General features: G+C 67.7%; 20 protein-coding genes and 1 tRNA gene. 10 read left to right on the forward strand and 11 right to left on the reverse strand.

Features of this window, described 5'->3' with window-relative positions; translation table 11 throughout:
* Positions 1–4: 4 nt before the first annotated feature.
* The 3 genes from KF796_15785 to KF796_15795 are packed head-to-tail and all read right to left on the reverse strand — an operon-like array spanning position 5 to position 3,270.
* Complete coding sequence (locus KF796_15785) at positions 5–1,030, reverse strand: glycosyltransferase (protein MBX3588096.1); 1,026 nt, start codon at positions 1,028–1,030, stop codon at positions 5–7.
* Between the two features lie 55 nt (positions 1,031–1,085).
* Entirely contained in the window at positions 1,086–1,895 is an 810-nt protein-coding gene (locus KF796_15790; GenBank protein MBX3588097.1) for a FecR domain-containing protein, read from the reverse strand.
* A 10-nt stretch (positions 1,896–1,905) separates the two neighbouring features.
* On the reverse strand, positions 1,906–3,270 hold the full coding sequence (locus KF796_15795) for a tetratricopeptide repeat protein (GenBank protein ID MBX3588098.1): 1,365 nt from the start codon (positions 3,268–3,270) through the stop codon (positions 1,906–1,908).
* A gap of 215 nt (positions 3,271–3,485) precedes the next feature.
* On the opposite strand from KF796_15795, the gene KF796_15800 reads away from it, so the two are divergent.
* A complete protein-coding gene (locus KF796_15800) occupies positions 3,486–4,160 on the forward strand; it encodes a class I SAM-dependent methyltransferase (GenBank protein ID MBX3588099.1) in 675 nt (224 codons plus the stop codon).
* A 93-nt stretch (positions 4,161–4,253) separates the two neighbouring features.
* On the opposite strand, the gene KF796_15805 is transcribed toward KF796_15800, so the two are convergent.
* Together KF796_15805 and alaS are read right to left on the reverse strand one after the other, a co-directional pair.
* On the reverse strand, positions 4,254–5,060 hold the full coding sequence (locus KF796_15805; GenBank protein MBX3588100.1) for a dienelactone hydrolase family protein: 807 nt from the start codon (positions 5,058–5,060) through the stop codon (positions 4,254–4,256).
* Between the two features lie 120 nt (positions 5,061–5,180).
* Complete coding sequence (gene alaS / locus KF796_15810) at positions 5,181–7,832, reverse strand: alanine--tRNA ligase (GenBank protein ID MBX3588101.1); 2,652 nt, start codon at positions 7,830–7,832, stop codon at positions 5,181–5,183.
* 183 nt (positions 7,833–8,015) lie between these two features.
* Here alaS and KF796_15815 point away from each other — a divergent pair, with 183 nt between their 5' ends.
* Genes KF796_15815 through KF796_15825 form a run of 3 tightly spaced genes read left to right on the forward strand, consistent with a single transcriptional unit; the run spans position 8,016 to position 10,380 of the window.
* The gene (locus tag KF796_15815) at positions 8,016–9,488 is read left to right on the forward strand and encodes an NAD-dependent succinate-semialdehyde dehydrogenase (protein ID MBX3588102.1); all 1,473 of its coding nucleotides are present in this window, start codon (positions 8,016–8,018) and stop codon (positions 9,486–9,488) included.
* Positions 9,485–9,925 carry a DsrE family protein gene (locus KF796_15820; protein ID MBX3588103.1) on the forward strand — a complete coding sequence of 147 codons (441 nt, stop codon included), beginning with the start codon at positions 9,485–9,487 and terminating at the stop codon, positions 9,923–9,925. The genes KF796_15815 and KF796_15820 overlap by 4 nt, the downstream gene beginning before the upstream one ends.
* A gap of 11 nt (positions 9,926–9,936) precedes the next feature.
* Positions 9,937–10,380: an SRPBCC family protein gene (locus KF796_15825; GenBank protein MBX3588104.1), complete on the forward strand. Its 444-nt coding sequence runs from the start codon at positions 9,937–9,939 to the stop codon at positions 10,378–10,380.
* 44 nt (positions 10,381–10,424) lie between these two features.
* Here the strand turns inward: KF796_15825 and KF796_15830 are convergent.
* Positions 10,425–10,498 (reverse strand) — tRNA-Gly (locus KF796_15830).
* Positions 10,499–10,786: 288 nt separating this feature from the next.
* On the opposite strand from KF796_15830, the gene KF796_15835 reads away from it, so the two are divergent.
* On the forward strand, positions 10,787–11,548 hold the full coding sequence (locus tag KF796_15835) for a hypothetical protein (protein MBX3588105.1): 762 nt from the start codon (positions 10,787–10,789) through the stop codon (positions 11,546–11,548).
* A gap of 59 nt (positions 11,549–11,607) precedes the next feature.
* On the opposite strand, the gene KF796_15840 is transcribed toward KF796_15835, so the two are convergent.
* Complete coding sequence (locus KF796_15840) at positions 11,608–13,320, reverse strand: hypothetical protein (protein MBX3588106.1); 1,713 nt, start codon at positions 13,318–13,320, stop codon at positions 11,608–11,610.
* Positions 13,321–13,507: 187 nt separating this feature from the next.
* Here KF796_15840 and KF796_15845 point away from each other — a divergent pair, with 187 nt between their 5' ends.
* Together KF796_15845 and KF796_15850 are read left to right on the forward strand one after the other, a co-directional pair.
* Positions 13,508–13,954: an Hsp20/alpha crystallin family protein gene (locus KF796_15845; GenBank protein ID MBX3588107.1), complete on the forward strand. Its 447-nt coding sequence runs from the start codon at positions 13,508–13,510 to the stop codon at positions 13,952–13,954.
* A 26-nt stretch (positions 13,955–13,980) separates the two neighbouring features.
* A complete protein-coding gene (locus tag KF796_15850; protein ID MBX3588108.1) occupies positions 13,981–14,355 on the forward strand; it encodes an Hsp20/alpha crystallin family protein in 375 nt (124 codons plus the stop codon).
* A gap of 19 nt (positions 14,356–14,374) precedes the next feature.
* On the opposite strand, the gene KF796_15855 is transcribed toward KF796_15850, so the two are convergent.
* On the reverse strand, positions 14,375–14,701 hold the full coding sequence (locus KF796_15855) for a four-helix bundle copper-binding protein (protein ID MBX3588109.1): 327 nt from the start codon (positions 14,699–14,701) through the stop codon (positions 14,375–14,377).
* Between the two features lie 169 nt (positions 14,702–14,870).
* Between KF796_15855 and KF796_15860 the strand changes: the two genes are divergently transcribed.
* The 3 genes from KF796_15860 to KF796_15870 all read left to right on the forward strand — a co-directional run bounded on the left by KF796_15860 (position 14,871) and on the right by KF796_15870 (position 19,524).
* Entirely contained in the window at positions 14,871–15,242 is a 372-nt protein-coding gene (locus KF796_15860; GenBank protein ID MBX3588110.1) for an STAS/SEC14 domain-containing protein, read from the forward strand.
* A 105-nt stretch (positions 15,243–15,347) separates the two neighbouring features.
* Positions 15,348–16,652, forward strand: a complete 1,305-nt coding sequence (locus KF796_15865) for a hypothetical protein (protein MBX3588111.1) — start codon at positions 15,348–15,350, stop codon at positions 16,650–16,652.
* A 121-nt stretch (positions 16,653–16,773) separates the two neighbouring features.
* On the forward strand, positions 16,774–19,524 hold the full coding sequence (locus KF796_15870) for a hypothetical protein (GenBank protein ID MBX3588112.1): 2,751 nt from the start codon (positions 16,774–16,776) through the stop codon (positions 19,522–19,524).
* 16 nt (positions 19,525–19,540) lie between these two features.
* Here the strand turns inward: KF796_15870 and KF796_15875 are convergent, their stop codons facing one another.
* Genes KF796_15875 through imuA form a run of 3 tightly spaced genes read right to left on the reverse strand, consistent with a single transcriptional unit; the run spans position 19,541 to position 24,921 of the window.
* Positions 19,541–22,864: an error-prone DNA polymerase gene (locus KF796_15875; protein ID MBX3588113.1), complete on the reverse strand. Its 3,324-nt coding sequence runs from the start codon at positions 22,862–22,864 to the stop codon at positions 19,541–19,543.
* The gene (locus KF796_15880) at positions 22,857–24,170 is read right to left on the reverse strand and encodes a DNA polymerase Y family protein (protein MBX3588114.1); all 1,314 of its coding nucleotides are present in this window, start codon (positions 24,168–24,170) and stop codon (positions 22,857–22,859) included. Before KF796_15880 ends, KF796_15875 begins: the two co-directional genes overlap by 8 nt.
* Positions 24,142–24,921, reverse strand: coding sequence for a translesion DNA synthesis-associated protein ImuA (gene imuA, locus KF796_15885; protein ID MBX3588115.1), 780 nt, complete (start codon positions 24,919–24,921; stop codon positions 24,142–24,144). Before imuA ends, KF796_15880 begins: the two co-directional genes overlap by 29 nt.
* Positions 24,922–24,932 lie beyond the last annotated feature (11 nt).

Here is a 24,932-nt window from a genome sequence, read left to right on the forward strand (position 1 = left end):
CCGGTCACGCCGTGTGGCCGGCCAGCAAGCCCAGCAACCGGGCCACGATCAGCGGCGTGGCCGCCGCGTGCCCCAATGCATGCGAGCGGGCCGCGGCACTGTAAGCGTCATGCCCGGCCATCAGCCGGCGCAGCGCCGAGGCCCAGGCCCAGATCGGCGCATGCGGGTCCACCAGCAGGCCGCCCGCCCCCACGGTCTGGGGCAAGGCACCACGCTGGCTGGCCAGCACGGGCAGACCGTTGAGCTGGGCCTCGATCACGGTGCGGCCAAACGACTCTTCCCACACCGAAGGCATGAGCAACAGGCGCGACTGGGCGAACAGGGGCCGCATGTCGTCGGTCGGCCCCTGCCATTCCACATTGCCCAGGGCCTGGGCGCGGTTGCGGCACATCTGGCGCCAGTTGGGCTCCAGATGCCAGCTCTCGACCACCAGGAACTGCACATCGGGGCACTGCGCGGCCAGCGCAAACATGATCTCGACGCCCTTGATCGGCGTCGGGTTCACAAACAGCACCTTGGAGCCGCTGCCGGCCGCCATGTAGCCTTCGGGCCGGACCACCGGCGGGATCACTTCGCAGGCCAGGCCGCACAACGCACGCCAGCGCGCCGCGGTGAAATCCGAATTGGCGAAATACAGCAGCGAGGGGTCGGCCATCAGCATGCCGCGTAACTGGTGCACTTCCACGTTGTGCAGGTAGACCGCGGTGGGCCGGCCGGTTTCCAGGCTGGCCAGCACCATGGGGGCCAGCGCGGTCCCGCTCTGGACCACGATCGCCGTGGCATCCCACGCGGCGGCCACCAGGGGAAGGACACGCTGCGGCGAGGCGGCGCGCATGCAGAGATAGCCCAGTGCGCTGTCGCTGCGCGCAAGGGCATCCTGCCCCCCGGGTTCTTCGCCCGCCAGCCCGCACAGCACGGCGGCCTCGGCGCCCGCCATGCCAATGGCCAGGCACAGGTCATGGGTGGTGGTCTGCAGCCCGCCCTTGACGTCAGGCAGGTGGGGATAGTCAGAAACGAAAAGGACGCGCATGCGGACTCAGCGCCTCATTTCGCCGGCCGCCGCGGCATTGTTGCGAACCGCACGCTCAGGACACAGGCGGTGGCGGCAAGCTGCCCAGAAGGTCCTTGAACGTCGGCTGGAAGTTGTTGCCGCCAGAACCAGGCGGTGGCGCACTCACCCGGTCGGGGTCGATGTTCTGGACGCCCGGGCTGGGCGCGGGTGGCGGCCCCGAAGAGGGCGGCGGTGGCGGTGGCGGGTTGTTCTGCTGCTCGAACCGGTTCAGCAGGCTGGTCAGCTGGCTGGAGGAAATCCGCTGGGGTCCCGAGACGCCGTTGCTCCCTCCGGTCAGGCCAAAGCCCGGCCGGGTGATGGTCTGGGTGTCGCCGGAGTTGCCCGACATCGTCATGTGGTTGCCGAACAGGAAGGTGCCACTGGTCGTCTGGCCATTGTTCTCGATCGCGCTGATGCCACCGCGGATGCCCACCGTGGCCGTGTTGGTGCGCACCACGGTGTCGCGGCTCTTGCTCAGGAAGCCCCCCACCACGCGCAGCAGGCCCTTGGTCATGTCGACCAGCAGGTTGCCGTCCTGGGTCTTCTTGTCAAACCGGTACTCGGCGATCACCACCTCGGAGTTGGGCCCCAGGGTCATGGCCGACTGGTCCGAGAACAGCACATGCATCGACTGGTTGGGGCCGGTGGTCAGGCGCTGCCCCCGCGTTCCATCGACGTAGATGGCGGTGCTCGATGAACTGGGTGACGCGCCCTGCGTCACGGTGGTCAGGACGCCGGTCTGGCGGCCGTTGACAGGGGTCGCCGGCTGGGCCAGGGCCGTGGGCAGCGTGGCGCTGGTCAGCGCCGCTGCCAGCCACCAGTCTTTGTGAATGGGCGGGCTCATCGTTTACTCCTCAGAAGCTGCGCACCACGGCGCCGGACAGCGTCGTGTTCTTGTACCGGAAGTTCGGCAGGTTGGCCTGGTTGCGCGTGTGTTCAAGCGACAGCAGCAGCGACCACGACGGCGCCAGCGGCATGGAATGGCCGACACCCAGGCGCCACTCGCGGTCCTTGTGGGTCTGGGTGGGGCTGACGGACGGGTCCGCCGCGCCATAGGTGCGGTTCAGCCCGCCCAGCCACACGGAAGTCGTCCAGTACTGGCCCTTGCTCACCGGGCTCGCGTAGGACATGGAATAGGTCACGCGGAATTCCCGGGAGTCGAAGTCGTAAATGCCCTGCCCCGCGCGGTTGCTGCTCAAGCCCCCCTCCGCGATCAGCACCTGGCCCGGGCGCACCTCATGGCTCACCCGGCCGCGCAGGCTGTAGAGGCGCCCATTGAGCTGGTTGGCCGCGGGCACGTCAATGCGGTTGGCAAAGGTGCGGTCCTGGCCGTCCAGCGTGAAGGTGTACAGGGTCTTTTCGCTCTGGCGCCAAGTCAGGTCCAGACCCAGGCCCTGGTTGCGCAGGTACTGGTGGCCCTGGGCCGTCACGTTGGAAAAGATCACATGGGGGCGGATCGTGAGCCCCGACAGGGTGTCCGGCGCGGGCTTGAAGCGCACGCCGGTGTTCAGGTCCAGCACCAGCAGGTCATAGGGCGTGGTGGGCGTTGCCGTGAGCTGGCTGCCCGACGACGAACGGTAGTCCGCCAGGTAGGCGCCAAAGCCAGTCACGATGGTGGCCGAGTTCTGGCGCTCCAGGTCGTAGGCGTGCTGAAAGCGCAGGCCCACATTGATGTCGTTGTCGGACCGCGGCGCCTGGTTGGCGGGCACGGGGCCCAGCACCCCACCGGACAGCACCTGGGCGCTGTCGGTCCGGTACATGGAGTTGGTCTGGTGGCGCAGGCCCAACACCAGCGCACCGCTCCACTGGGAACGCTGGTTGCGCTTTTTCACTTCGGCCAGCAGGGCCTGGGCAAAGCCCAGCTTCTCGCCCTGCAAGCGGCTGTCGGCCAGGGCCTGGCCCAGCATGGCTTCGGACATGGCATACGAGCCCAGCCGGAAATACAGGCTGGCGATGTCCACCCGCAGCTCGGGGCTGGCGTCGGGGTTGAGCAGCAGGCGCTCAAGGGCCGCAATGCCGCCTTCGTAGTTGCCGGCCTGCACCAGGAACTGCGCGTACTTGGACCACAGCGACAGGTCCTGCGGCTGCTGGAGAACCTGGCGGAAAGCCTCGTCAGTCTGGCGTTCCAGCGGCGTGGCGCCATCGGTCTGCGCCGCGGCACCGGCACAGATGACCAGCCCGGCGACACCGCCCAGCCCCAGGCGGCGTGTCTTGCTCATGGGCAGATGCAGCATTTTTGCAGCCCCTCATCGTGGTTTGGAAACAACCTCAACTATAAACGCAGCAGGGTCTTTGCCCCCCTGACGGCGCGCCTGCCCCGTCCGATCCATGCCGGGCCCGGGCGAAGAAATCCACTGGCGCGTGAGTTTTTCCACACAAAGGGGGCCCGCCAGCCGGCCCCTACAATTTGCCCGAACTCCACCGCTGGACCCGCATGCACCCCACCGCCCTGGACAACGGCCGCCTGTTTTTCGAGTGCTACCTGGCCACGCGCCCCGGTGCCACGGTGATCGAGATTGGCTCGCAGGACGTCAACGGCTCGCTGCGCCCGCTGGCCCCACCCGGCTGCCGCTACACCGGGCTGGACTTTGCGGCCGGCCCCGGCGTGGACCAGGTGCTGGACGACCCCTACCGCCTGCCGCTGGAGGCCGGCTCGGTTGACGCCGTGGTCAGCAGCTCGTGTTTCGAGCACATCGAATTCTTCTGGCTCATGTTCAACGAGGTGCTGCGGGTGCTCAAGCCCGACGGGCTGTTCTACCTGAATGCCCCGTCCAACGGCGAGTTCCACCGCTACCCGGTGGACTGCTGGCGCTTTTACCCCGATGCCGGCGCGGCGCTGGTCCACTGGGCCCGGCGCTCGGGCTACAGGCCGGTGTTGCTGGAATCGTTCACCACCCCCCAGCGGCTGGACATCTGGAACGACTTTGTGTCGGTCTACCTCAAGGACGAGTCGTGCCTGGGCGCGCACCCGCAGCGCATGCTGGACCGCCTCACCCACTTCAGCAACGGGCGCCGGCATGGCGCCGATGGCTTGCTCAACCCGCAACGCGAGACGGAAGACCTGGCCACCCTGAGGCAATTGAGCGGCAGCGCCAAGCCGCTGGCCTGAGCGCCGCCGGGCCGCCCCAAGGCGCGAAGGCCCCTCGGGGGGCAGTGACCCACGCAAAGCGGGGGAGCGTGGGGGCTCTGAGATCTGGCCAGCTCAACGCTTCAGCGCAGCGACCAGCAGTTCCCTCAGCCGGGCATAGGCCTTGTCGCGGGCCGCCGGGTTGGGGCCCACATGCACGCCCTGCCCCGGGTTGACGCCGTTGGGCACGTCGGCGCGCACACGCACTTGACCCACCGGGCTGTCGAAGTCGTGGTAGCTGTCGGGGTAGACATTGACCTCGGCGCCCGCCGCCTGGCCGAGTTCAATGCAAGGCCCCGGCGGCGTCCAGTCGTCCAGCGCGCCGAGCATCAGCGCCAGCCGCGTTGACGACCGGTAACCCGACTTGAGCGGCGCACTGCAACCCGGGTAGAACGCCACGGCCACGGCCGGTGGGCTGGCCAGGGCTTGCACGTCAGCGCGGGTGGCGTCGGTGGCCGACAGCACCGCGCTGCCGCCGTGCGACCAGCCCAGCAGGGCCACGCGCCGCGCATCGGCCCAGGGCTGGGCGGCTACCCAGGCCAGGGCGCCCAATGCATCGGCGCGGCGCTCGGTCTGGTCGATGCGGCGCTGGCCGATCTTCTGGGTGCACAGGCTGGTCTCGCCGCGCGGCGTCAGGCTGTCGGGAAACAGCACGTTGTAGCCCTCGCCCACCAGCAGGTCGGCCATGGCCTGGTGACGTGCATTGAGCTGGCCCTTGCGCGCGCCCGTGGTGGCGTAAAGGCCGCCGCAGCCATGCAGCGCAATCACCGTGCCGCGCGGCGCAGCCGCGGGGCCTTCAGGCTGGAACAGCCAGCCATTGAGCGCGGTGCCATCGCGGCTGGGCAAGGTGATGGCCTGCGGCGGCGCAGCCAGCGCCGGCAAAGGGCCCCCAACGCCCCCCAGCCCCAGAAAAATGATCAAAAAGGCTTGGAGTCCAGGCTGGGCGGCCATTGTGCGCTATCAAAAAAGGAGTGATTCAGCGCCTGACCCCGGCAGCACGCCTCAGGCGCGTTCCGCCACCCAGGCCTGAACCGATTGGAGGGCCGCGCCCAGCTGGCTCGCATCGGTGCCGCCGGCCATGGCCATGTCGGCCTTGCCGCCGCCCTTGCCGCCCACCTGCTGGGCCACAAAGTTGACCAGCTCGCCGGCCTTGACCTTGCCCACGCTGTCGGCCGTCACGCCCGCGGCCAGCTGCACCTTGCCGCCGTCCACGGCGGCCAGCACGATGGCGGCGGTCTTGAGCTTGTCCTTGAGCTTGTCCATGGTGTCGCGCAGGGCCTTGGCATCGGCGCCGTTGAGCTGCGCGGCCAGCACCTTGATGCCCTTGACGTCCACCGCCTGGTTCACCAGCTCGTCGCCCTGGGCCGATGCCAGCTTGCCCTTGAGGCCGGCCAGCTCTTTCTCGAGCTCGCGCATCTGTTCCATCATGGCGCCCACGCGGGCCGGCACCTCGCCAGGCACCACCTTGAGCGTGCCGGCGACACCGCCCAGCGTGGTTTCCATGCCCTGCACATAGGCCAGCGCGTTCAGGCCCGTCACGGCCTCGACCCGGCGCACGCCCGCGGCCACGCCGCCTTCGGCCGTGATGGTGAAGAAGCCGATGTCACCCGTGCGCTGTACGTGCGTGCCGCCGCACAGCTCGCGGCTCGTGCCGATGTCGAGCACGCGCACCTCGTCGCCATACTTTTCGCCAAACAGCATGACGGCGCCGGTCTTCTGCGCCGCTTCAATCGGCATGACGCGGGCCTGGGTGGGCGCGTTGGCCAGGATCTCGGCGTTGACGCGCTGCTCGATCTCGCGGATCTGCTCGTCGGTCACCGGCGCGTTGTGGGTGAAGTCAAAGCGCGTCTTGTCGGCATCGACCAGGCTGCCCTTTTGCTGCACATGGTCGCCCAGCACCTCGCGCAGGGCCTTGTGCATCAGGTGGGTCACGCTGTGGTTGCGCACCGTGGCAGCGCGCAGCGTGGTGTTGACCTGCGCCATGACCGCGTCGCCCACCTTGAGCGAGCCTTGCGCCAGCGTGCCGTGGTGGCCAAACACGTCGGCCTTGATTTTCTGGGTGTCGGCAACTTCAAACAATCCCGTTCCGGTGAGTCCTTTGGTGGGCTCAGGGCGAACGGTGATCTGGCCCTGGTCGCCGACCTGCCCTCCCGACTCGGCGTAGAACGGCGTGGTGTCCAGCACCACGGTGCCGCTCTGGCCGGCCTGGAGTTCATTGACCGGCGTGCCATCCAGGTACAGCGCCACCACCTTGGCCGGTTCTTCGAGCTTGTCGTAGCCGGTGAAGGTGTTGCCGGCCCCGGTGTATTCGAGCGCGCGGTCCATCTTGAACTTGCCGGCCGCGCGGCCCGCGGCCTTCTGCTTTTCCATGGCGGCGTTGAAGCCGGCTTCGTCCACGCTCAGGCCGCGCTCGCGGCACACGTCGGCCGACAGGTCGAGCGGGAAGCCATAGGTGTCATGCAGCTTGAAGGCCACGTCACCGGGCAGCACCTTCTGACCGCCAGACAGCGCGGCGTCCAGAATCTCCATGCCGTTTTCCAGCGTCTCGAAGAAGCGCTCTTCTTCCACGCGCAGCACGTCCATGATGCGGTCTTTTTGCGCGGCCAGATTGGGGTAGGCGGCGCCCATGAGCGCCACCAGGTCGGGCACCAGCTTGTGGAAAAACGGCGTCTTGCGGCCCAGCTTGTAGCCATGGCGGATGGCGCGGCGGATGATGCGCCGCTGCACGTAGCCGCGGCCCTCGTTGCTTGGGATGACGCCATCGCTCACCAGGAAGGACGTGGCGCGGATGTGGTCGGCGATCACGCGCAGGCTCTTGTTGCCCAGGTCTTTCTCGCCGGTTTCGCGCGCGGCTGCCTTGATCAGCGCCTCGAAAATATCGATCTCGTAATTGCTGTGCACGTGCTGCAGGATGGCGGCGAGGCGCTCCAGGCCCATGCCGGTGTCCACGCAGGGGGCGGGCAGCTTTTTGACCGAGCCGTCGGGCTGCATGTCGAACTGCATGAACACGTGGTTCCAGATCTCGATGAAGCGGTCGCCGTCTTCACCGGGGCTGCCGGGCGGGCCGCCGGGGATGTGCTCGCCGTGGTCGTAAAAGATCTCGCTGCAGGGGCCGCAGGGGCCGGTGTCGGCCATCATCCAGAAGTTGTCGGACTTGTACTTGCCGCCCTTGTTGTCGCCAATGCGCACCACGCGCTCGGGCGGCAGGCCGATCTCCTGGGTCCAGATGTCGAAGGCCTCGTCGTCGTCGATGTAGACGGTGGCCATCAGGCGCTCGGGCGGCAGCTTGTAGACCTGCGTCAGCAGCTCCCAGCCCCACAGCAGGCTCTCGCGCTTGAAGTAGTCGCCAAAGCTCCAGTTGCCCAGCATCTCGAAGAAGGTGTGGTGGCGCGCGGTGTAGCCCACGTTCTCCAGGTCGTTGTGCTTGCCGCCCGCGCGCAGGCAGGCCTGCACCGAGGCCGCGCGCACATAGCTGCGCTTGTCTTCGCCCAGGAACACGTCCTTGAACTGCACCATGCCCGAGTTGGTGAACATCAGCGTGGGGTCGTTGCCCGGCACCAGCGGGCTGGAGGCCACCACGGTGTGGCCCTTGGAGGCAAAGAAGTCCAGAAAGGTCTTGCGGATGTCAGCAACGGTGAAAGTGGGTGTGCTCATGGTGGTTCTGTGGGCCTGAAGCCCGCGCTGGCAGCGCGTCAATGCTTGATTCAGCTCAACATTCGATTATAAGTTTGAGGCCCTCCTCACACCGCACAAGGTCTTGAGACAGCGCTATGCTTGAAAGCTGGCAAAATTAGTTAACAGGTTAAATAACCAATCCCCGGAGACCCGCCCATGGACATGAAGACTTCCCCCCTGGCCCTGCTCAAGGACCCGAGCCTGCTCAAGACCGACGCCCTGATCAACGGCCAATGGCTCAAGGGCGCCAGCCGCTTTGACGTGAACGACCCCAGCAACGGCACCAAGCTGGCCGACGTGGCCAACCTCGGCCCGGCCGATGCCGAGGCCGCCATTGCCGCCGCCAACGCCGCATGGCCCGCCTGGCGCGCCAGGACCGCCAAGGAACGCAGCGCCATCCTGCGCAAATGGTTTGACCTGCTCATGGCCAACCAGGAGGACTTGGGCCGCATCATGACCGCCGAGCAGGGCAAGCCCTTTGCCGAGGCCAAGGGCGAAGTGGCCTACGGCGCCAGCTTTGTGGAGTGGTATGCCGAGGAAGCCAAGCGCGTCAACGGCGAGACCCTGCCCCAGTTTGACAACAACCGCCGCCTGATGGTGATCCGCCAGCCCATTGGCGTGTGCGCCGCCATCACACCCTGGAACTTCCCGCTGGCCATGATCACGCGCAAGGTGGCGCCGGCCCTGGCCGCGGGCTGCCCGGTGGTCATCAAGCCGGCCGAGCTGACCCCGCTGACGGCGCTGGCCGCCGCCGAGCTGGCCATGCGCGCGGGCATCCCGCCCGGCGTGCTCAACCTGCTCACGGCCGACGGCGCCAACAGCATTGCAGTGGGCAAGGTGTTCTGCGCCAGCGACGTGGTGCGCCACATCAGCTTCACCGGCAGCACCGAGGTCGGCCGCATCCTGATGGCGCAAAGCGCCCCCACCGTGAAAAAGCTGGCACTGGAGCTGGGCGGCAACGCCCCCTTCATCGTGTTTGACGACGCCGACATCGACTCCGCCGTGGAAGGCGCCATGGCGAGCAAGTACCGCAATGCGGGCCAGACCTGCGTGTGCGCCAACCGCCTGTATGTGCAGGACGGCGTGTACGACCAGTTCGTGCAGAAGTTTGCCGCCAAAGTGAAGGCGCTCAAGGTGGGCAATGGCTTTGAAGACGGCGTGGTGCAAGGCCCGCTGATCGAGGACGCCGCCGTGGACAAGGTGGCGCGCCACGTGGCCGATGCCGTGGCCAAGGGCGGCAAGGTGGTTGCCGGGGGCCACAAGCTCAAGGGCCAGTTCTTCGAGCCCACGGTGATCTCCGAAGCCACGGCCGACATGCTGTGCGCCAGGGAGGAAACCTTTGGCCCGTTTGCCCCCGTGTTCCGCTTCAAGACCGAGCAGGAAGCCATTGACGCGGCCAACAACACCGAGTTTGGCCTGGCCAGCTACTTCTACAGCCGCGACGTGGGCCGCATCTTCCGCGTGAGCGAGGCGCTGGAGTACGGCATGGTGGGCATCAACGTGGGCATCATCGCCACCGAGCATGTGCCGTTTGGCGGCGTGAAGCAAAGCGGCCTGGGGCGCGAAGGCTCCAGCCACGGCATGGAAGAGTATGTTGAAATGAAATACCTTTGCCTCGGAGACATCCTCAAATGAACCGCAGACTCATCCTCCAGAGCGTCGCCGCCGCAGCCACCGCTACATTTTTGGTAGCAGCAAGTGCCCAGCAGCCGGGGACTCCAGCCCCAAAACGCCACAAACTCGTGCTGCAGGTGAGTGATGCCGACCCGGGCAAGTGGAACCTGGCGCTCAACAACGCCAGGAATGTGCAGAAAGACCTGGGCGCCGCCAATGTGGATGTGGAAATCGTCGCCTATGGCCCCGGCATCGGCATGCTCAAGCTCGACTCCACGGTGGCGTCGCGCGTGACCGAAGCCAGCCACGCCGGCGTGAAAATGCTGGCCTGCGAGAACACCATGCACGGCCAGAAGCTCACCAAGGACGACATGAACGCCGCCATCGGCTATGTGCCGGCCGGCGTGACCGAGATCATGGTCAAGCAGTCTGAAGGCTGGTCTTACGTGCGTCCCTGAGGTGCCTGCCGATGCCGCTGCATGTGCGCAACCAGCACCGCATCAGCCTCCCTGCCCCGGCCGACGTGGCCTTCCCGTTCTTCACCCCCAAGGGTGAGGAACGCTGGGTGCCCGGCTGGGAGCCGCATTACATCCACCCGGCCAGCGGCGACACCGTGCGCGGCCTGGTCTTCACCACCACCGGCGGCGGCCACACCACGATCTGGCAGGTGGCCGACTTTGACGCCGCCGCCCGCACCGCACGCTACGCCCGCGTGACCCCTGCGCTGCACGCGGGCTTTGTGGAAATCAGCTGCCAGCCCCAGCCAGGCGGCCAGGCCTGCGAAGTCACCGTGACCTACGACATGACCGCCCTTACCCCCGAAGGCGAACAGGCGCTGCAAGCTTATGAGGGCGAGACCTTCACCCGCATGATTGACGGCTGGGCCGAAGCGGTGGCGGGCTGCTTGCCCTGAGGGGGGCGGGATTGTTGGGATTGCGCCGGCGAGGCGGCTGGTGATGGAGCGGGCGATGGGAATCGAACCCACGTCTTGAGCTTGGGAAGCTCAGGTCCTGCCATTGAACGACGCCCGCAGTTCAGGCGCGCAGTTTACAGCAGCCGAGGACGCCGAGCCTTACAGAGGCTGCCAGTGCCCAGGCATTCACGAGGCCCGCTTAATGCGCTTCTACAATCCCGTCAGCAAGAAGCCAGCCCTGTGCGTCCCACGGGGTACGAGTAATAAATTTCCAGGAGGATGTATGGGTGGTGGTCTGTCTGGCGAGTTGAGTCTTCAAGCACCGCTCCCGGTCGCGCAAATCAGCGACTCGTCAAATTCCAGGTCCTGTAGCCGCATCGCACAACGGCTGTGTTCAGTTCTCGCAATGTGCGCCTCATCTGCTTTTGCACAGCAAGAACTGCCTGAATCGATCGTCCTGCCCCCGCCGATCGTCGATGTCGCCAGCCAGTTCGCCTCGGAAGCTTCCGTGCCTGCGCCAAGTGCGCCCATCAGGAGGATCACACTGCGAACCGAGGTGGGAGCCGTAAAACTTACAGAGGCGCTGATCTACGAGCGCAGGGCGAACGGCCTGTGGGACGTGTTCAAACAGTCCCCTACCAGTGCCGTCACGACCTCGGACCGAATGCTGACCGCACGTGGATTGGTTGCCTTGGTCGAGGCAAGACGAATGGTGTTCGCACCAGCTCGCGCAGCGGGCGCTCTTTCGCTGCTTGTGCAAGGCGATGCCACAGTTCATAACCAGGAGGCGGTAACGCAGCAGATGGCTGGCAATCTGTCCGAGATGCTGGAACCCAAAGAGGGAGTTCCCTTCGCTGTGCAAACTGCCATGGACATACATGGCATCACGACCGGTTCTGGGCGCAAGCCTTCGACCTTGCAATTGAAACGACAAACCGACATGAATTGCACAGTGGGCGCAAGCAAATCAGCTGCGGCCCTCTACGCAGGGCTGAAAGGGACCTATTTGCCCGTGAGTTGCCAGCTCCTGGTCAACGGCGAGTCCAAATCGCGCGAATATGCCTACCTGGAGGCGAGCCATCTCTATCTCATGCTCACCCAGACCGACCCGAAGGTCGCGAACTTCAATACGGCCAGCGAAATCCTGTCGGTTGAGTACCTCCGCTGACTGAACGACCCGACCTGGGGCACGCCCCCTACAAGCCCCAGCACCGCGCCCGTCAGCCCTCACACCCCAAATGCCTTCAGCAGCGCATCCGTCAGCCCCTCCAGCCCGCGCCCGGTCACACCGGTCTTGCGCTGGGGGTGGATCATTTCTTCATACACATAAAACCCGCTGCCGCCGTCTTGCGGCTGCGCAAAGCGGTCGTTGAACAGCTCCTGCTGGCCCATCCAGTAGGCGGCAAAGGTCTCGCAGCGCGTGGTGGCGTAGCGCAAATTGGCGCTGAAGCCCATGGTCAGCGCCTGGTTGATGGCGCGCCCGGCCTGGGGCGCCTCCACGCGCACGCCGCGGCAGCCCTTGACCAGCAGGATGGCCGGGCCATGGAAAACCACATAGCGCAGCTGCAGCGTCAGCCAGCTGTGCAAATGCCCCAGGCGCCAGTGGCGCGTGATGCGCGGCGGCCCGGCCTGCCGCTGCACCAGGCCAATGAGGTTGCGCGGCTGCAGGGCCAGGGCTGAATCGGCGGGCAGCTCGATCAGCCCCACCTCGCTCAGCGGGTCACGCGTGGACGACACCACCACCGGCTCGGCCTCGTGCGGCAGCACGCGCGTGAGCGCGAACAGGCCCGACGCCATGCTGGTGAATGGCATGGCCCAGCTGAGCAGCCAGCGCGTGGACTTGGGCGCGCCCAGCGCGGCGCTCTGCAGGTACTGGGGATGGACCAGCATTTCTTCGCCCGGTCCCAGCACAATGGATTGCGACACGGCCGAGACGCGCCCACCGGGCGGCACCCGCACGCCGCCCCCGCTGCCGGGCAGCAGGCACAGCGGCGGGCGCCGCGCCGCCAGCGGTGCCAGCACAAAGTAGAAAACCAGCTTGATGGCGATGGGCGTGACGATGATGGCCGCCAGCACCCACAGGGCCACGGGCAGCACCTGCTGCGCGGTGTCCACGGCCTGGCGCAGCCAGTGGCCTTGGGCGTAGGCCTGCAGCCGGGCCTGCTCGTCGCCCAGCTCACGCAGGGCCTGGTCGGCGGGGCTGCTGGCGGGGTCGAACGGTGCGATGTAGGCCGCCACGCGGGCCTTCTCGTTCATCACCAGGGTCAGGGTGTCGCAGCGCTGGTGCGCCTCGCGCGCGGCTTCGGTGAGCTCGCGCTGCTGCGCTTCCAGCGCCTTCATCTGCTGGTAGGTGGCCAGCCCGGGCACTTGCCAGGCCAGCGGAAAGTCCCTGGAAAGCTGCCACTGCGCGCGCCGGTTGTCATAGAGGCGGGCTTCGGCCGCGGCCACGTGGCGCAGGCACAGGGACAGCTGCGCCTGCGCGGCCTGCTCGCCCGCCACCAGGCCGCCCAGCACGGTGAGCACCGAGGCCGCATAGGCGCGGCCCTGCTCGAGCAGGCGGATTTCCAGCTCCAGCGTCTTGAGCTGGCGATAGGCCTCGCTGGTGAGCACGCGGCTTTGCAGCGGGTACTGCTGCTGCAGCTGGTCGCGGGCCTGCTTGCGGGCCGCAATGCGCTGGTCGAGCGCGGCGGCAAACTGCTGCCAATCGGCGGGTTGCTGGCTCTGGGGAATCTGCGCGTCCAGCTGCTGGCGCAAGGCGGCGCCCGCCTGCGCGATGGCGGCCGCGTTGCGTGCCAGTGATTCAAGGCGCTGGCCCGCGTCGGCCAGCCCGTGCCACTGCCCCACCAGCAGCGGCACCGCCACCAGCAGGGCCACGATCAGCCCAAACAGCAACAGATGCCGCGTGATCCAGCCGAAGGCGGCTCTGAGCAATCTTCCCATCGGCCCATTGTGGCCCAAGGGCTCGCCTGCCTCGTGCGCAAGGCCCGGCCAAGGCCCCCGCCTCAGGGCCCGGTCTCTTGAAAAATCCGGCCGTGATCGCCAGTTTCGGGGCAGACGCCTTTGACGGCTTCGACCGCCGCCATGGCGTCATCCACCTGTGTGTTGTCAACCCAATGGAGGATTTGCCATGTATGCATCGACACTGAGTTTTCCGGGGAACCTGTTTGGCGAATTCGAGCGCCTGCACCGTGACCTGGATGCCCTTTTCAACGGCGGCGGCATGCCCAGCAGCATCCGCTCGGTCGCCGCCGGATCGTTCCCGCCCCTGAACGTGGGGCATACGTCCGACACGGTCGAGATCTACGCCTTCGCTCCAGGCCTGGACGCCAGCCGGATCGACGTGACGATCGACCGCGGCATCCTGCGCATCAGCGGTGAGCGGGTGCCTGAGCCGGTGGACGAAAAAGCCACGGTCTACAGCCGCGAACGGCCCACGGGCCGCTTTGAGCGCGCGGTGGCGCTGCCTGACGACGCCGACGCCCAGCGCGTGTCGGCCAAATACACCGACGGCGTCTTGCGCGTGAGCCTGCCGCGCACCGCGGCGGCCCAGCCCCAGCGCATTGCCATCCAGTGACGCCATCGCCTGAAAGGAGAACCATCATGGAAGCCAAGAACCAAGTGCAAACCCGCAACGGCACGGACACCCGGGCCCTGCTGCCCCGTGTCGATGTGCTGGAAGACGAGACCGGCATCACCCTGCTGGCCGACCTGCCGGGTGTTCCCAAGGACAAGCTGGAGCTGAAGGTGGAGGGCGACACCCTGCTGCTCGAAGGCGCCGTGCAGGCCGCCACGCCCGAAGGCCTGGAGGCGACCTATGCCGAGATCCAGGTGCCCCGCTACCGCCGCGCCTTCACCCTGAGCCGCGAACTGGACAGCGCGCGGATCGACGCCAACCTGAAGGACGGCGTGCTGAAGCTGCGCATTCCCAAGCAGGCCCACGCCCAGCCGCGCCGCATCGCGGTGCAGGCGGGCTGACGGCGCTCCGCGTCGGGGCTCAGGCCATGGCGCGGCAGGCGTCCGCGCAGCGGCGGCAGGCCTCGGCGCAGCGCTTGCAGTGGTCCATGGCGTGCTTGCCGCATTCCTCGGCGCAGGCGTCGCAGGCCTTGGCGCACAGGCTGCACAGGGCCTTGGCGTGCGCGCTCTGGCGCGCCATGAGCGCGGCGGCCATGCGGCACAGGTCGGCACAGTCCATGTCGTTGGCAATGCAGCGCACCATGGGCTTGGGATCAGCCTCGTGCAGGCAGGCCACAGCGCACTGGTCGCAGGCCAGGGCGCAGGCGTTGCAGGCGTCGATGCAGGCTTTGTAGGCTTCGGTTTTCATGGGGGTTATCTCCTGTGAGGGTGGAACAAGCCTCAGGTATAGGCCTGTCACCGGGCTCGCGCTGTCAGACAAGGCCGACCATCGGCGCTGTTACATGCCGCAGCTTGGTAGCATCTGCGCCGGGCCATCCGCAGGGCGCGAATGGCCTGTTTTTTGCAGGCCCTTTCCCATGACCCTCAGCGTTTCATTTGAAGACAAGCAACTGACCGTGATCCGCACCCGCGGGGTGCTGCTGCGCGCCGAAGTGGACGCCGCCAAGCGCCAGGTGCACGACCACATGCAGGTGCATGGCAAGCAGCTCGTGCTGGTGCTGATCGAGGAAGGCTTTGCCAACCTGGAGGCCTTCGTGAGCTGGGACGACATCGATGTGGACCACTACATCCAGCAACATGTGATCCGCCTCGCGCTGGTGGGCGACCTGCGCTGGCGCGACAGCGCGCTGCTGTTCTTCATGAATGCCGTGTCCAAGTTCCAGATCGAGTACTTCAAGCCCGGGCAGGAGGAGTTTGCCCGGGCCTGGCTGGTAACCGAATTTCTGTGAATTTTGTCTGGTTGTGGTTTTCCGCCTCCCGGCAGCACAATGCGCCAGCCCCGTCCCCCCGGCCGCTCTCCGCCCGGATGACCGGGGCCTGCAAGGAGGTGCTGCATGGCTTACACCAATACCCTGGGCGTGATCACGCTGGGCGAGGAAGAAACGCCTCCCGGCGTCAACATCGAGCTGTGGCGTACCTGGACCACCATCAACTCAACTGGCGGCGCCACGGACCACCAGGCCCTGATGGGCAGCACCATGGTGGCCACGGGCCAATCGGTTCCTTTCAGCATCGGGCCGGCGCAGCTGGTACCAGCAGCCCAGTCCAGCTCCGACTTCATCACGCTGTCGGTACAGACCCCGGGCGAGCCGGGGTATCTGTTCCGTTCATTGCGGGTGGCCAGCCTGCCCAACCCGGGGGTGGCGGCAATCGACCAGGTCGACATCTGGCGGACCGGGCCCATCACGCTCGCGCCGGCGGATCTGTCGGCGGGGTTGCCGGCGCTGCCCATGGTGGTGGACTCCATCATCACCATCACCTCCCTGCTGGCCACGCCGGCAGCGGGCGGGCTCGACCTGGTGGCTGGCGGCGTGGTCAGCGTGGGCCCGGCCACGCCGGTGTCATCCCCCGCCACTGACACATTCACCTACCGGCTTTCTGTGGCCATCGAACCGGCCCTGCTTCACGCGCCCGATGTGGCGGTGATTGCCGTGCCGGGGTCTGAGGGCGCCATAACCTTCACCGGCTCAGGGCTGGGCAACTCCATCCTGTCGGTGGTGCTGAATGCGCTGGCGCCCTTCATCTTGCAGAACGCACTGGAGCCGATCATGGCGCGCATCAACGCCGCCATCAGCGCCGCCGCTGTGGCGCGGGCAGTCACGGCGCTGGGCACCGCGGGCGCCACGCTGCCGGCCGGCGGCGGGCTGCCCGCCGCTGTGGGCCTGTCGGTGGAACGGGTCACCGCCACGCCAGCAGACCTCACGCTGTGGGGGTCCTTGCACACCTTTGGCAGCTTGCGTGGGGTCTTTTTCCCCGCCACACCCAGTCCCCGGTTGAACTGCGCGGTGGTGGCGCTGGCCCCGCTGCTGCCGGGGTTGACGCTGCCCCTGCTGCGCCAGTTCCGTGATCAGGTGCTGGCCCGTGTGCCCAGCGGGCGCGAGCTGATCGGCATCTATTACCGCCATGCGCCGGGGTTGGCGCTCAGATGCCTCGCCGACGCCGCGCTGCGCTCGGCGGCGCTGCGTTTTCTGAACGAGCTGCGCGACTTGCTGAGCCGGGGACAGGCCGATGGCCCGCGCCTGGAGGACCTGGGCCGGCGATACCTGGCGCAAGACGGCGCCAGGCTGCCACGACCCATGCGCCGCGAACTGGCGCAGTGGCTGTCCCGCGCCAACTTCGACCTCAAGGTCATGCTGTAGCCCTGCGCGGGCCATGAGGCCCGCCCGCCTTCTCCCTCACCTTGGGGATGCGCGCGCAGGGCGCGCTTGGTACAACCGGGGCAGGCGGTGTATGTCATGCCGCACAAGGGAGAAACCACTCATGAGCGTCACGCCCAGCACCCTCTATGTCTGCCCCACCACCCACATCGACTGGGACTGGTTGACCGACTTCGAGCAGTACTACGCCATTGGCCGCTACGGCAACAACAACGCCGTTCATTACACATTCGACCAGATGTTCCAGATGCTGGCGGACAACCCTGGAGCGTTCACCTTCAATCTGGCCGAGATGGGGTACTTCCGCCGCTACTTCACCGACAATCCGGCGGCCGCTGGCAAGGTGCTGTCAGCGGGCTGCGCACTGGCGTTGATGGGGGGCGGCATCACCTCGCCCGACAACCTGCTCTCGCACGGCGAGGCCTTCATCCGCAACTACCTGCTGGGGACGCAGTGGCTGGCGTCGCTCGGGCTGTCCAGCGCGCGTGCGCCAATGGCGTGGCTGCCGGACGATTTTGGCCACGACCCGCAGTTGCCAGTCACGCTTGCGGCCATGGGCATGACAGCCGTCGCCTTGTCCCGCGTGCCGGGCTCGGTGCAGGGCTCGCCCGACGTGAAACCGCTGGACGGCGGGGCCACGGTAGACCAGCAGCTCAACCAGACCAATGGCCTCGCTTTTCCATGGGTGGCGGCAGATGGCTCCAAGGTGCTGGGCCACTTCATGCCAGACACCTATTCGGTCAGCGTTGACAACGGCGGAATCGCCACTTTCGTCAACAGCTACTACAGCTCGGTATGGGGCAGTGCCTACATGTTCGTGCCCGTGCCTGCCAACGACTTTGCAACCCCCACGCAGGACATCATCAATCAGGTCAACGCCTACAACAGCGCTCCCGTGCACGGCGTCACCGCGCAGATCAAAACCTTTGCGGACTTCGTCAACGCGGTATTTGCCGACACCAGCGGCCTGCAGGCGCCGATCACACTTCGGGCCTCCAATTACTGGTGCGGCCACTTCGCCAGCCGGCCGCAGCTCAAGACCGACCATTTCGCCGCCGTGCGCGATCTGCTGGCGGCCGAGGTGGCGGTGTCGCTCGTCACGGCGGCTTCCACGCTGTCGCGGTCGGTGCCCGATGCGCTCAACCGCACGCTGGAAGCCATCTGGTGGAACCTGTCGGCCACCACGCACCACGACTTCATCAACGGCACTTCACCTGACCAGACCTATTACCTGGAGCAGTTGCCGCTGTCCCGGCAAACCCGCAGGCAGGCCCGGTCGGCGCACGAACGCGCACTGGAGTTGCTGGCCGACTCCGTTGCCCCCAACCCCGCGCCGGGCCAAACGCCCTACCTGGTGTTCAACCCGCTGGGGTTTGGTCGCGCCGGTCTGGTGAGCGTGGCCAACCCGGGAGGCCAGTTCGGCAGCGCCGCCCTGGCCGATGGTGTGGGCAATGTCACCACCCAGCAAGGTGCTGATGGCCATTTGCTGTTTGTGGCACCAGGCACGCCCAGCTTTGGTTACACCACCGCGTATCTGGGCAGCGGCACGCCCACCAACAACCCGCTCCCTTCAACGCCAGACGGCCTGGTGTTCAGCAACGGGTTGATCAAGGTCGTGTTCAGCGCCCGGTCCACCGGCTACCAGATCAGCCAGATTTTTGACGGCGGTGCAACGAACGATCTGGTGTCTCCCACGTCCAACGCCTGCCAACTCGCTGTATACAAAGACAACGGCAATCTTTACCAGTTTGGCAACGAACCGGTGGGCTACAACGGCGGCTCCGAAGGCACTTTTTCATTGCAGCGCACGATCACCAACGTGCTGTCGGCCGAGGTCGTTGAATACGGTCCGGTGCGATGGCGCTTTGCGGTTCAGTTGTCGGACACCCTCACGGGCTTCAGCTATGGCGTGGTCTACACGCTGGTGGCGGGTGAGAGCTTTTTGCGGGTGTCGGTCAGCGGGCGTGCGCCCGACAACAGCAGCGCGGTGGTGGTGCTGTTCCCCATGGTGGATCCCACAGGCAACCAGCCCGATGGCCTGGCGCATGGCACCCCCACGCATTGGGACGATGTGGAACCCGTGCGCTACTGGCAGGGCCCCACCTTCCAGGCCACGCATGACTTTGTGTTGCCCACCTTCCAGGGCCATCCGTTTGCGGGCTTCTATCACGGCGGCATGACTGCCTGGTGCCGGGACCAAGGCGCGCCTGGCGTGACGCAGCCGCCAGTCAACACCATTCTGGGCACGCTGTTTCGCAGCGCCAATGGCACGCAGCGCGGTGCGGCAGGCACCGACGGTGACGTGCACACGCAGGAGTTTGCGGTGGGCGTGCCGGGCACGGCTGGGCTGGACCCGGCCACCGGCATTCCCCTGAAAAACGGCACCAGTTTCGCCACACCGCTGGCGGTGCACCCGATGGAAACGCGCGCCGTGGGCGACAGCCCCACGCGGCGCCAGACCTTGCCCGAAAGCCTGTCTCTGGCCGGCATCACCAGTGGGCCGGGCATCCTGCGCGCCGCCAGGCCGCAGGCTGGCAGCGCGGGCCAGCCTGCGCCGACCAACAGCATCAGCCAGCAGTCGCTTTTCAGCACCGTGCTGCGGGTCTACAACCCCGGCAATACCTCGGCGGCCCTGACGCTGCAGGCGCCGGCTTGTCGGAGCCCGCTCACGGCATCACTGGTCACCGCTCTGGAGCTTCCTCTTCAGACTGCCGGCTTTGCACAACCGGTTTCCACCATCGCGCCTGTAAGCGGTGCATCAGGTCAATTCCAGATCACGGCCGGCACGGCACTGACCAGCGTGCAACTGGCAGGCACGCGGGTGTACGTGGCTTCGAGCGACGGGAAATCCTGATGGGCCAACCGCGCGCTCAATGAAAGTCCCGGCTCTTGTTGCCCTGCTGCGCCAGCCGGCCCAGCAGCGGGGTCAGGTCCACCAGCCGCGCGGCTATCAGGTGGCGGACCTCGCCGCCGCTGTCCACGTCGCGCTGCCACACGCCCTGAACGGCCAGCAGGCGTGAGCGCAGCAGGGCTTCGCGCTGGGCCTCGCGCACATGCTTCCAGACGATGACGTTGACCGGGCCGGTCTCGTCTTCCAGCGTGACGAAGATGGTGCCCTTGGCGGTCTGCGGCTGCTGGCGCACGGTGACCAGGCCACAGGCGCGCACGCGCTGGCCATGGGGCAGGTCGCGCAGCTCATCGGCGTTGAGGATCTTCATGCGCGCCAGGCGCGGGCGCAGCAGCGCCAGCGGGTGACGGCGCAGCGTGAGGCCCATGGCAGCGTAGTCGAACACGATTTCTTCGCCCTCGGGTGCGGGGGGCAATGCGAGAGCTTCTTCGTTCACCGGCGCACCCCGCAAAAGCCCGGGGGCCCGAAGGCGTGCCGCGGCCTCCCAGACCTGCTGGCGCCGGTGGCCGGCCAGGGACTGCAGCGCGTCGGCGGCGGCCAGGGCGTTGAGGTCCTTGACATCGAGCTGGGCGCGCAAGGACAGGTCTTCGGCGCTGCTGAAAGGCGCCTCGCGGCGCGCTGCCACGAGGCGATGCGCGCCCTCCTCGCCCAGGCTGCCGACCAGGCGCAGGCCCAGGCGCACGGCGACAGGTTTCAGCTGGGCGGCTGAGGGCCCTTCGACAAGCTCAGGGCGAACGGGGTGTGGCTCGGCGCGAACCGGTTGGGGCTCAGGGCGAACGGGTTGGGCTTGTTCCAGCGTGCAGTCCCAGTCGCTGTGCGATACGTCGGCGGGCAGCACCTGCACGCCATGGCGTTGCGCGTCCTGGATGAGCTGCGAGGGCGGGTAAAAGCCCATGGGTTGCGAGTTGAGCATGGCGGCCAGAAAGCATTCGGGCTCATGGCATTTGAGCCAGCTGCTGCTGTAGGCCAGCAGGGCAAAGCTGTAGGCATGGCTTTCAGGAAAGCCATATTCACCAAAGCCCAGGATCTGCTTGAAGATGCGCTCGCCAAATTCCGGCGTGTAGCCATTGCCGAGCATGCCGTTGATGAGCTCGCCCCTGAACTTTTCCACCCCGCCCTTGCGCTTCCAGGCGGCCATGGCGCGGCGCAGCGCGTCGGCCTTGGTGGCGCTGAAGCCGGCGGCGATCATGGAGATTTCCATGACCTGTTCCTGGAAGATGGGCACGCCCAGGGTGCGCTCCAGCGCCTTTTGCAGGCGTGGCGGCTGGCCCGGCACATCGCTGGACGCGCGCTCATAGGCAATGGCCAGGCCCTGGTCGCGCCGGGCCCGGGCCTTGAGATAGGGGTGCACCATGCCGCCCGAGATCGGGCCGGGCCGCACGATGGCCACCTCCACCACCAGGTCATAGAACGTGGCGGGCTTGAGGCGCGGCAGCATGGACATCTGCGCCCGGCTTTCGATCTGGAACACGCCCACGGTGTCGGCGCGGCGGATCATCTCGTAGGTGACGGGGTCTTCGGGCGTGATGTCGTAAATGCTGAAAGGCGCACCCCGGCGCTGCGCCACAAAGTCGATGCAGCGGCGGATGGCGGTGAGCATGCCCAGGGCCAGCACATCGACCTTGAGCAGCCCCAGGGCCTCCAGGTCGTCTTTTTCCCACTGGATGACGCTGCGCTGCGGCATGCTGGCGTTCTCCACGGGCACCAGCCGCGTGAGCTTGTCTTGCGTGAGCACAAAGCCGCCCACGTGCTGGCTCAGGTGGCGCGGGAAACCCATCAGCCCCTGCGCCATGTCGAGCCACAGTTGCGCCTGCCGCGGCGCCAGCGCCAGGCCCTGTTGCTGCGCAAGTTCGTCCAGGCGCTGCGCGGCCAGCGCGTCGTCAAACCAGTAGTGCTCCCTGGCAAAGGCCTCGATCAGTTCCGGCGCCATGCCCAGCGCCTTGCCGCTGTCGCGCACGGCGCTGCGGGTGCGCCAGGTGATGACGGTGGCGGCCAGCGCGGCGCGCTCGCGGCCGTATTTGTCGTAGATGTACTGGATGACTTCCTCGCGCCGCTCGTGTTCAAAGTCCACATCAATGTCGGGCGGCTCGTTGCGCCGGTCCAGGCTGATGAAGCGCTCCAGCAGCGGGTGCGAATACATGGGGTCGGCCGCGGTGATGCCCAGGCAGTAGCAGACCACCGAGTTGGCGGCCGAGCCGCGCCCCTGGCAAAGGATGTGCCGGCTGCGCGCTTCGCGCACGATGTCTTCCACGGTGAGAAAGAACATCTCGTAGCGGCATTCGGCAATCAGGGCCAGCTCTTTCTCCAGCCAGGCGCTCACCTGCGGCGGCACGCCCTGCGGGTAGCGCTGCCGCGCGCCGGCCAGCGCGAGCTGGCGCAGTGCCTGCGCGGGCGTGAGGCCCGCCGGCACGGTTTCTTGCGGGTAGTTGTAGCGCACCTCGTCCAGCGTGAAGGTGCAGCGCTGCGCCACCGCCAGCGTGTGAGCCAGCAGCCCGGGCGGGTAGATGCGCGCCAGGCGCGAGCGCAGGCGCAGGTGCCGCTCGGCATTGCGCTGCAGGGCCAGGCCGCAGTCGGCCACGGGCCGGCCCAGGCGCACGGCGGTGAGCACGTCCTGCAGGGCCTTGCGCGAGCGCACGTGCATGTGCACGTCGCCCGCGGCCACCAGCGGCACGCCAGCCTGCGCCCCCAGCTGCTGCAGGGTGGCCAGGCGCAGCTCGTCGTCCAGCCCATACAGCAGTTCCACGCCCAGGCTCAGCGAGCCAGGTTCAAAAGTGGCCAGAGCGCACGCCAGATCGGCACTGACTGCTACGGAATCAATAGCAGCATCGGTGTGGGCCGGCAGGTAGATCACTTCGCAGCCGGTCAGGCTGGCCCAGTTGCTGCCGGGCCACTGCACCAGGTATTCGCCCTTGGGCGCGCTGCGCCGCGCGGTGCTGATGAACTCGCACAGGTTGCCCCAGCCGTGCAGGTTGCGCGCAATGACCACGAGGCGCGCCAGCCCCGGCTGGAGCACAAACTCGCTGCCATAAAGCAGCTTGAAGGGGCGCCGCCGCGCCGCGGCCTCTTCTTGCGCGGCCAGGTGGTCGCGCAGGCCGGCCCAGGCGCGCACCACGCCGGCCACCGAGCATTCGTCGGTGATGGCCAGCGCCTCGTAGCCCAGCTCGCAGGCACGCGCCACCAGTTCCTCGGGGTGCGAGGCACCGCGCTGGAAGCTGAAGTTGCTGATGCAGTGCAGCTCGGCGTAACCGGGCAGTTGCGCAGCGGCGGGGGTGGACGCTTCAGCCATACAGGCCCTGCAAAAACCAGCGGGCGGCGCTGTTGCCGGCCAGCGGCCGCTCGCAGTACACCCACACCAGGCCGGCCTGCGGGCTGCGCGCGATGTAGTAGTCGCGCAGCGCCGCCGGGGCCGCGCCATCCCACCAGCCAGCCTCCAGCCGCTGGGCGCGCGTGAGCATTTGCAGCGGCCCCTGGTAATGCGGCTGGTCGTGCTGCACCCGCAGGGGCAGCGGCGTGGGCAGCAGCCAGGGCGGGTACAGGGCGGCCAGGGTGTTGGTTGCGGCAGCTGCGCCGGAGATGGCGGTTGCGGCCGGCGCCGGCCTGCCCTGCCCCACCTGCCCGCGCGCCGGCACCCAGCGCTGCATGCGCTCGGGCCGGTGGTCGGCCCGGGCCTGCGGCACCGTGACGTTGTGCTCGCCCAGGCGCACGCTCAGGCGCTCGACCAGCTCGTGCAGGCGTTCGCCCTTGACCTGGTCTTCGGGCAGCAGGCTGGTGCTGGCGCCGGCCCAGGGGGCGGACTGCAGCGTGCGCAGGCGCAGGTGGTTGACCGGGGCGCGCAATGTGGTGCGTGACAGGTGCTCGCCCATGAGCCGGCGCAGGTGGGCCATGTCCTGCGTGGGCTGGGCCGTGCGGATGGGCAACTGCCCATGGCGCGGCAGGTCAACGCCGTCCAGGCGGCGCAGGTCGTGCGTCCATTCCAGCTCCAGCGCCAGCACGCCCTGCTGGCGCAGCCGCAGCCACACCTGCAAGGCCCCCAGCAGCCGCTGGGCCGCCCACATCAGCTCGGGCCCGCCGGTGGCCAGCGCGGGCAGTTCCAGCCGCAGGTCAAACACCTCGGGCAGGGTCAGCCAGGCATGGCGCTCGGGGCGCTCGCCCCAGGCCGCGTCCAGCGCTTCGAGCAACGGGGCGCCAAAGCGGCGAGCCACACCACCGCGTGGCAACGCGCGCAGCTGGCCCCAGGTGCGGCAGCCCGTGCGCTCCAGCGTGTCCAGGTGCGCCAGCGCCGCGGTCAGGGTGGCCAGCGGCAGCTGGCCGGGCACGGCCGCAGGGGCGGCCTGCTCGCGCAGCGCAAGGCGCAACAAGGCAACTGCTATGAAAGATGTAGCGCCCTGTGCCCACGGGATATGGACTCCAGCCACTTTTGGCTTGAAAAGCCGGCGCAGCAGGCGTTCATGGCCGCCCCACAGCCGCTGCGAGCCCGAGATCTCCAGCACCAGCGCCTCGTCCATCCAGGCCACGCGGGGCGTGAACTGCAGCGCGCGCCAGCCCCAGGCCGCCTGCTCGCCCTCAGGCGGCTGCAATGCGAGCCAGTGCATGGGCCCTCCGGGGAATGCGGTCCAGCGCCGGCGCCGATGCCGCAACTGTGGCCGGCGCCGGTGCCACGTCCTGCCCCGCACGGCGGCCGCGCCGCGCAGCCAGCAAGGCGGCCAGCAGCGGCGCATGCAACGGCAGCACCAGCGGCGCCAGCAGCGGCGGGCCACGCCGCTTGAGCAAGTGCACCTGCAGGCTGTCGGTGCCCTGCAGCCACAGCCGCAGCCGCGCGGGGGACGACTCATGCTGCGCCGCCAGCGTACGCATCACAAACAGCAGCCGCCCCTGCTGCTGGGCCGCCAGGTGCAGGCGCCGCAGATCAGCGCTGCGCGCCTGCGGCAGCCAGGCCAGCACGGCCGCCACCTCGGCGCAGCGCAGGGCCTGCTCGGCGGCCCACAGCCGCGCGCCAGGCTTGTCGGCCCGCACGCAGAGCAGCCGCTCGCCCGGCAGGCCCTGCGCCGACAGGCCGGGGCCAAAGGGCTCAAAAGGTGCGGCCACCAGCACCACCGGCCCCGGCTGCTGCTGCACCACCTGGGCCAGCGCGGGCAACAGCAGTGGCCACACCGGCGAGGCGGGCTGCGCCTGCAGCAGTTCCACCATGCCCCCCAGCGGCCAGCCGCCGCCGGGCAGTTGCGCGTCCAGTGCCGCATGGCCCGAGGACAGCACGCGCTCTTCCCCCATGGCGAGCTCGTCCACCCGCCAGACGTGAGGCAGGTCGGCCGGTTCAACCGGAGGAACGAGGGCAAGGGCAGGCATGTGGAAACACC

The organism is Ramlibacter sp. (assembly GCA_019635435.1).
Lineage (GTDB): Bacteria > Pseudomonadota > Gammaproteobacteria > Burkholderiales > Burkholderiaceae_C > JAHBZM01.

Coding starts and splice junctions, on each gene's coding strand:
- KF796_15820 (MBX3588103.1), top strand. CDS start 9,485: ATGAACCGCAGACTCATCCTCCAGAGCGTCGCCGCCGCAGCCACCGCT.
- KF796_15825 (MBX3588104.1), top strand. CDS start 9,937: ATGCCGCTGCATGTGCGCAACCAGCACCGCATCAGCCTCCCTGCCCCG.
- KF796_15865 (MBX3588111.1), top strand. CDS start 15,348: ATGGCTTACACCAATACCCTGGGCGTGATCACGCTGGGCGAGGAAGAA.
- KF796_15840 (MBX3588106.1), bottom strand. CDS start 13,320: ATGGGAAGATTGCTCAGAGCCGCCTTCGGCTGGATCACGCGGCATCTG.
- KF796_15860 (MBX3588110.1), top strand. CDS start 14,871: ATGACCCTCAGCGTTTCATTTGAAGACAAGCAACTGACCGTGATCCGC.
- KF796_15815 (MBX3588102.1), top strand. CDS start 8,016: ATGAAGACTTCCCCCCTGGCCCTGCTCAAGGACCCGAGCCTGCTCAAG.
- KF796_15855 (MBX3588109.1), bottom strand. CDS start 14,701: ATGAAAACCGAAGCCTACAAAGCCTGCATCGACGCCTGCAACGCCTGC.
- KF796_15880 (MBX3588114.1), bottom strand. CDS start 24,170: ATGCACTGGCTCGCATTGCAGCCGCCTGAGGGCGAGCAGGCGGCCTGG.
- KF796_15790 (MBX3588097.1), bottom strand. CDS start 1,895: ATGAGCCCGCCCATTCACAAAGACTGGTGGCTGGCAGCGGCGCTGACC.
- KF796_15785 (MBX3588096.1), bottom strand. CDS start 1,030: ATGCGCGTCCTTTTCGTTTCTGACTATCCCCACCTGCCTGACGTCAAG.
- KF796_15835 (MBX3588105.1), top strand. CDS start 10,787: ATGTGCGCCTCATCTGCTTTTGCACAGCAAGAACTGCCTGAATCGATC.
- KF796_15845 (MBX3588107.1), top strand. CDS start 13,508: ATGTATGCATCGACACTGAGTTTTCCGGGGAACCTGTTTGGCGAATTC.
- KF796_15875 (MBX3588113.1), bottom strand. CDS start 22,864: ATGGCTGAAGCGTCCACCCCCGCCGCTGCGCAACTGCCCGGTTACGCC.
- imuA (MBX3588115.1), bottom strand. CDS start 24,921: ATGCCTGCCCTTGCCCTCGTTCCTCCGGTTGAACCGGCCGACCTGCCT.
- KF796_15870 (MBX3588112.1), top strand. CDS start 16,774: ATGAGCGTCACGCCCAGCACCCTCTATGTCTGCCCCACCACCCACATC.
- KF796_15795 (MBX3588098.1), bottom strand. CDS start 3,270: ATGAGCAAGACACGCCGCCTGGGGCTGGGCGGTGTCGCCGGGCTGGTC.
- alaS (MBX3588101.1), bottom strand. CDS start 7,832: ATGAGCACACCCACTTTCACCGTTGCTGACATCCGCAAGACCTTTCTG.
- KF796_15850 (MBX3588108.1), top strand. CDS start 13,981: ATGGAAGCCAAGAACCAAGTGCAAACCCGCAACGGCACGGACACCCGG.
- KF796_15800 (MBX3588099.1), top strand. CDS start 3,486: ATGCACCCCACCGCCCTGGACAACGGCCGCCTGTTTTTCGAGTGCTAC.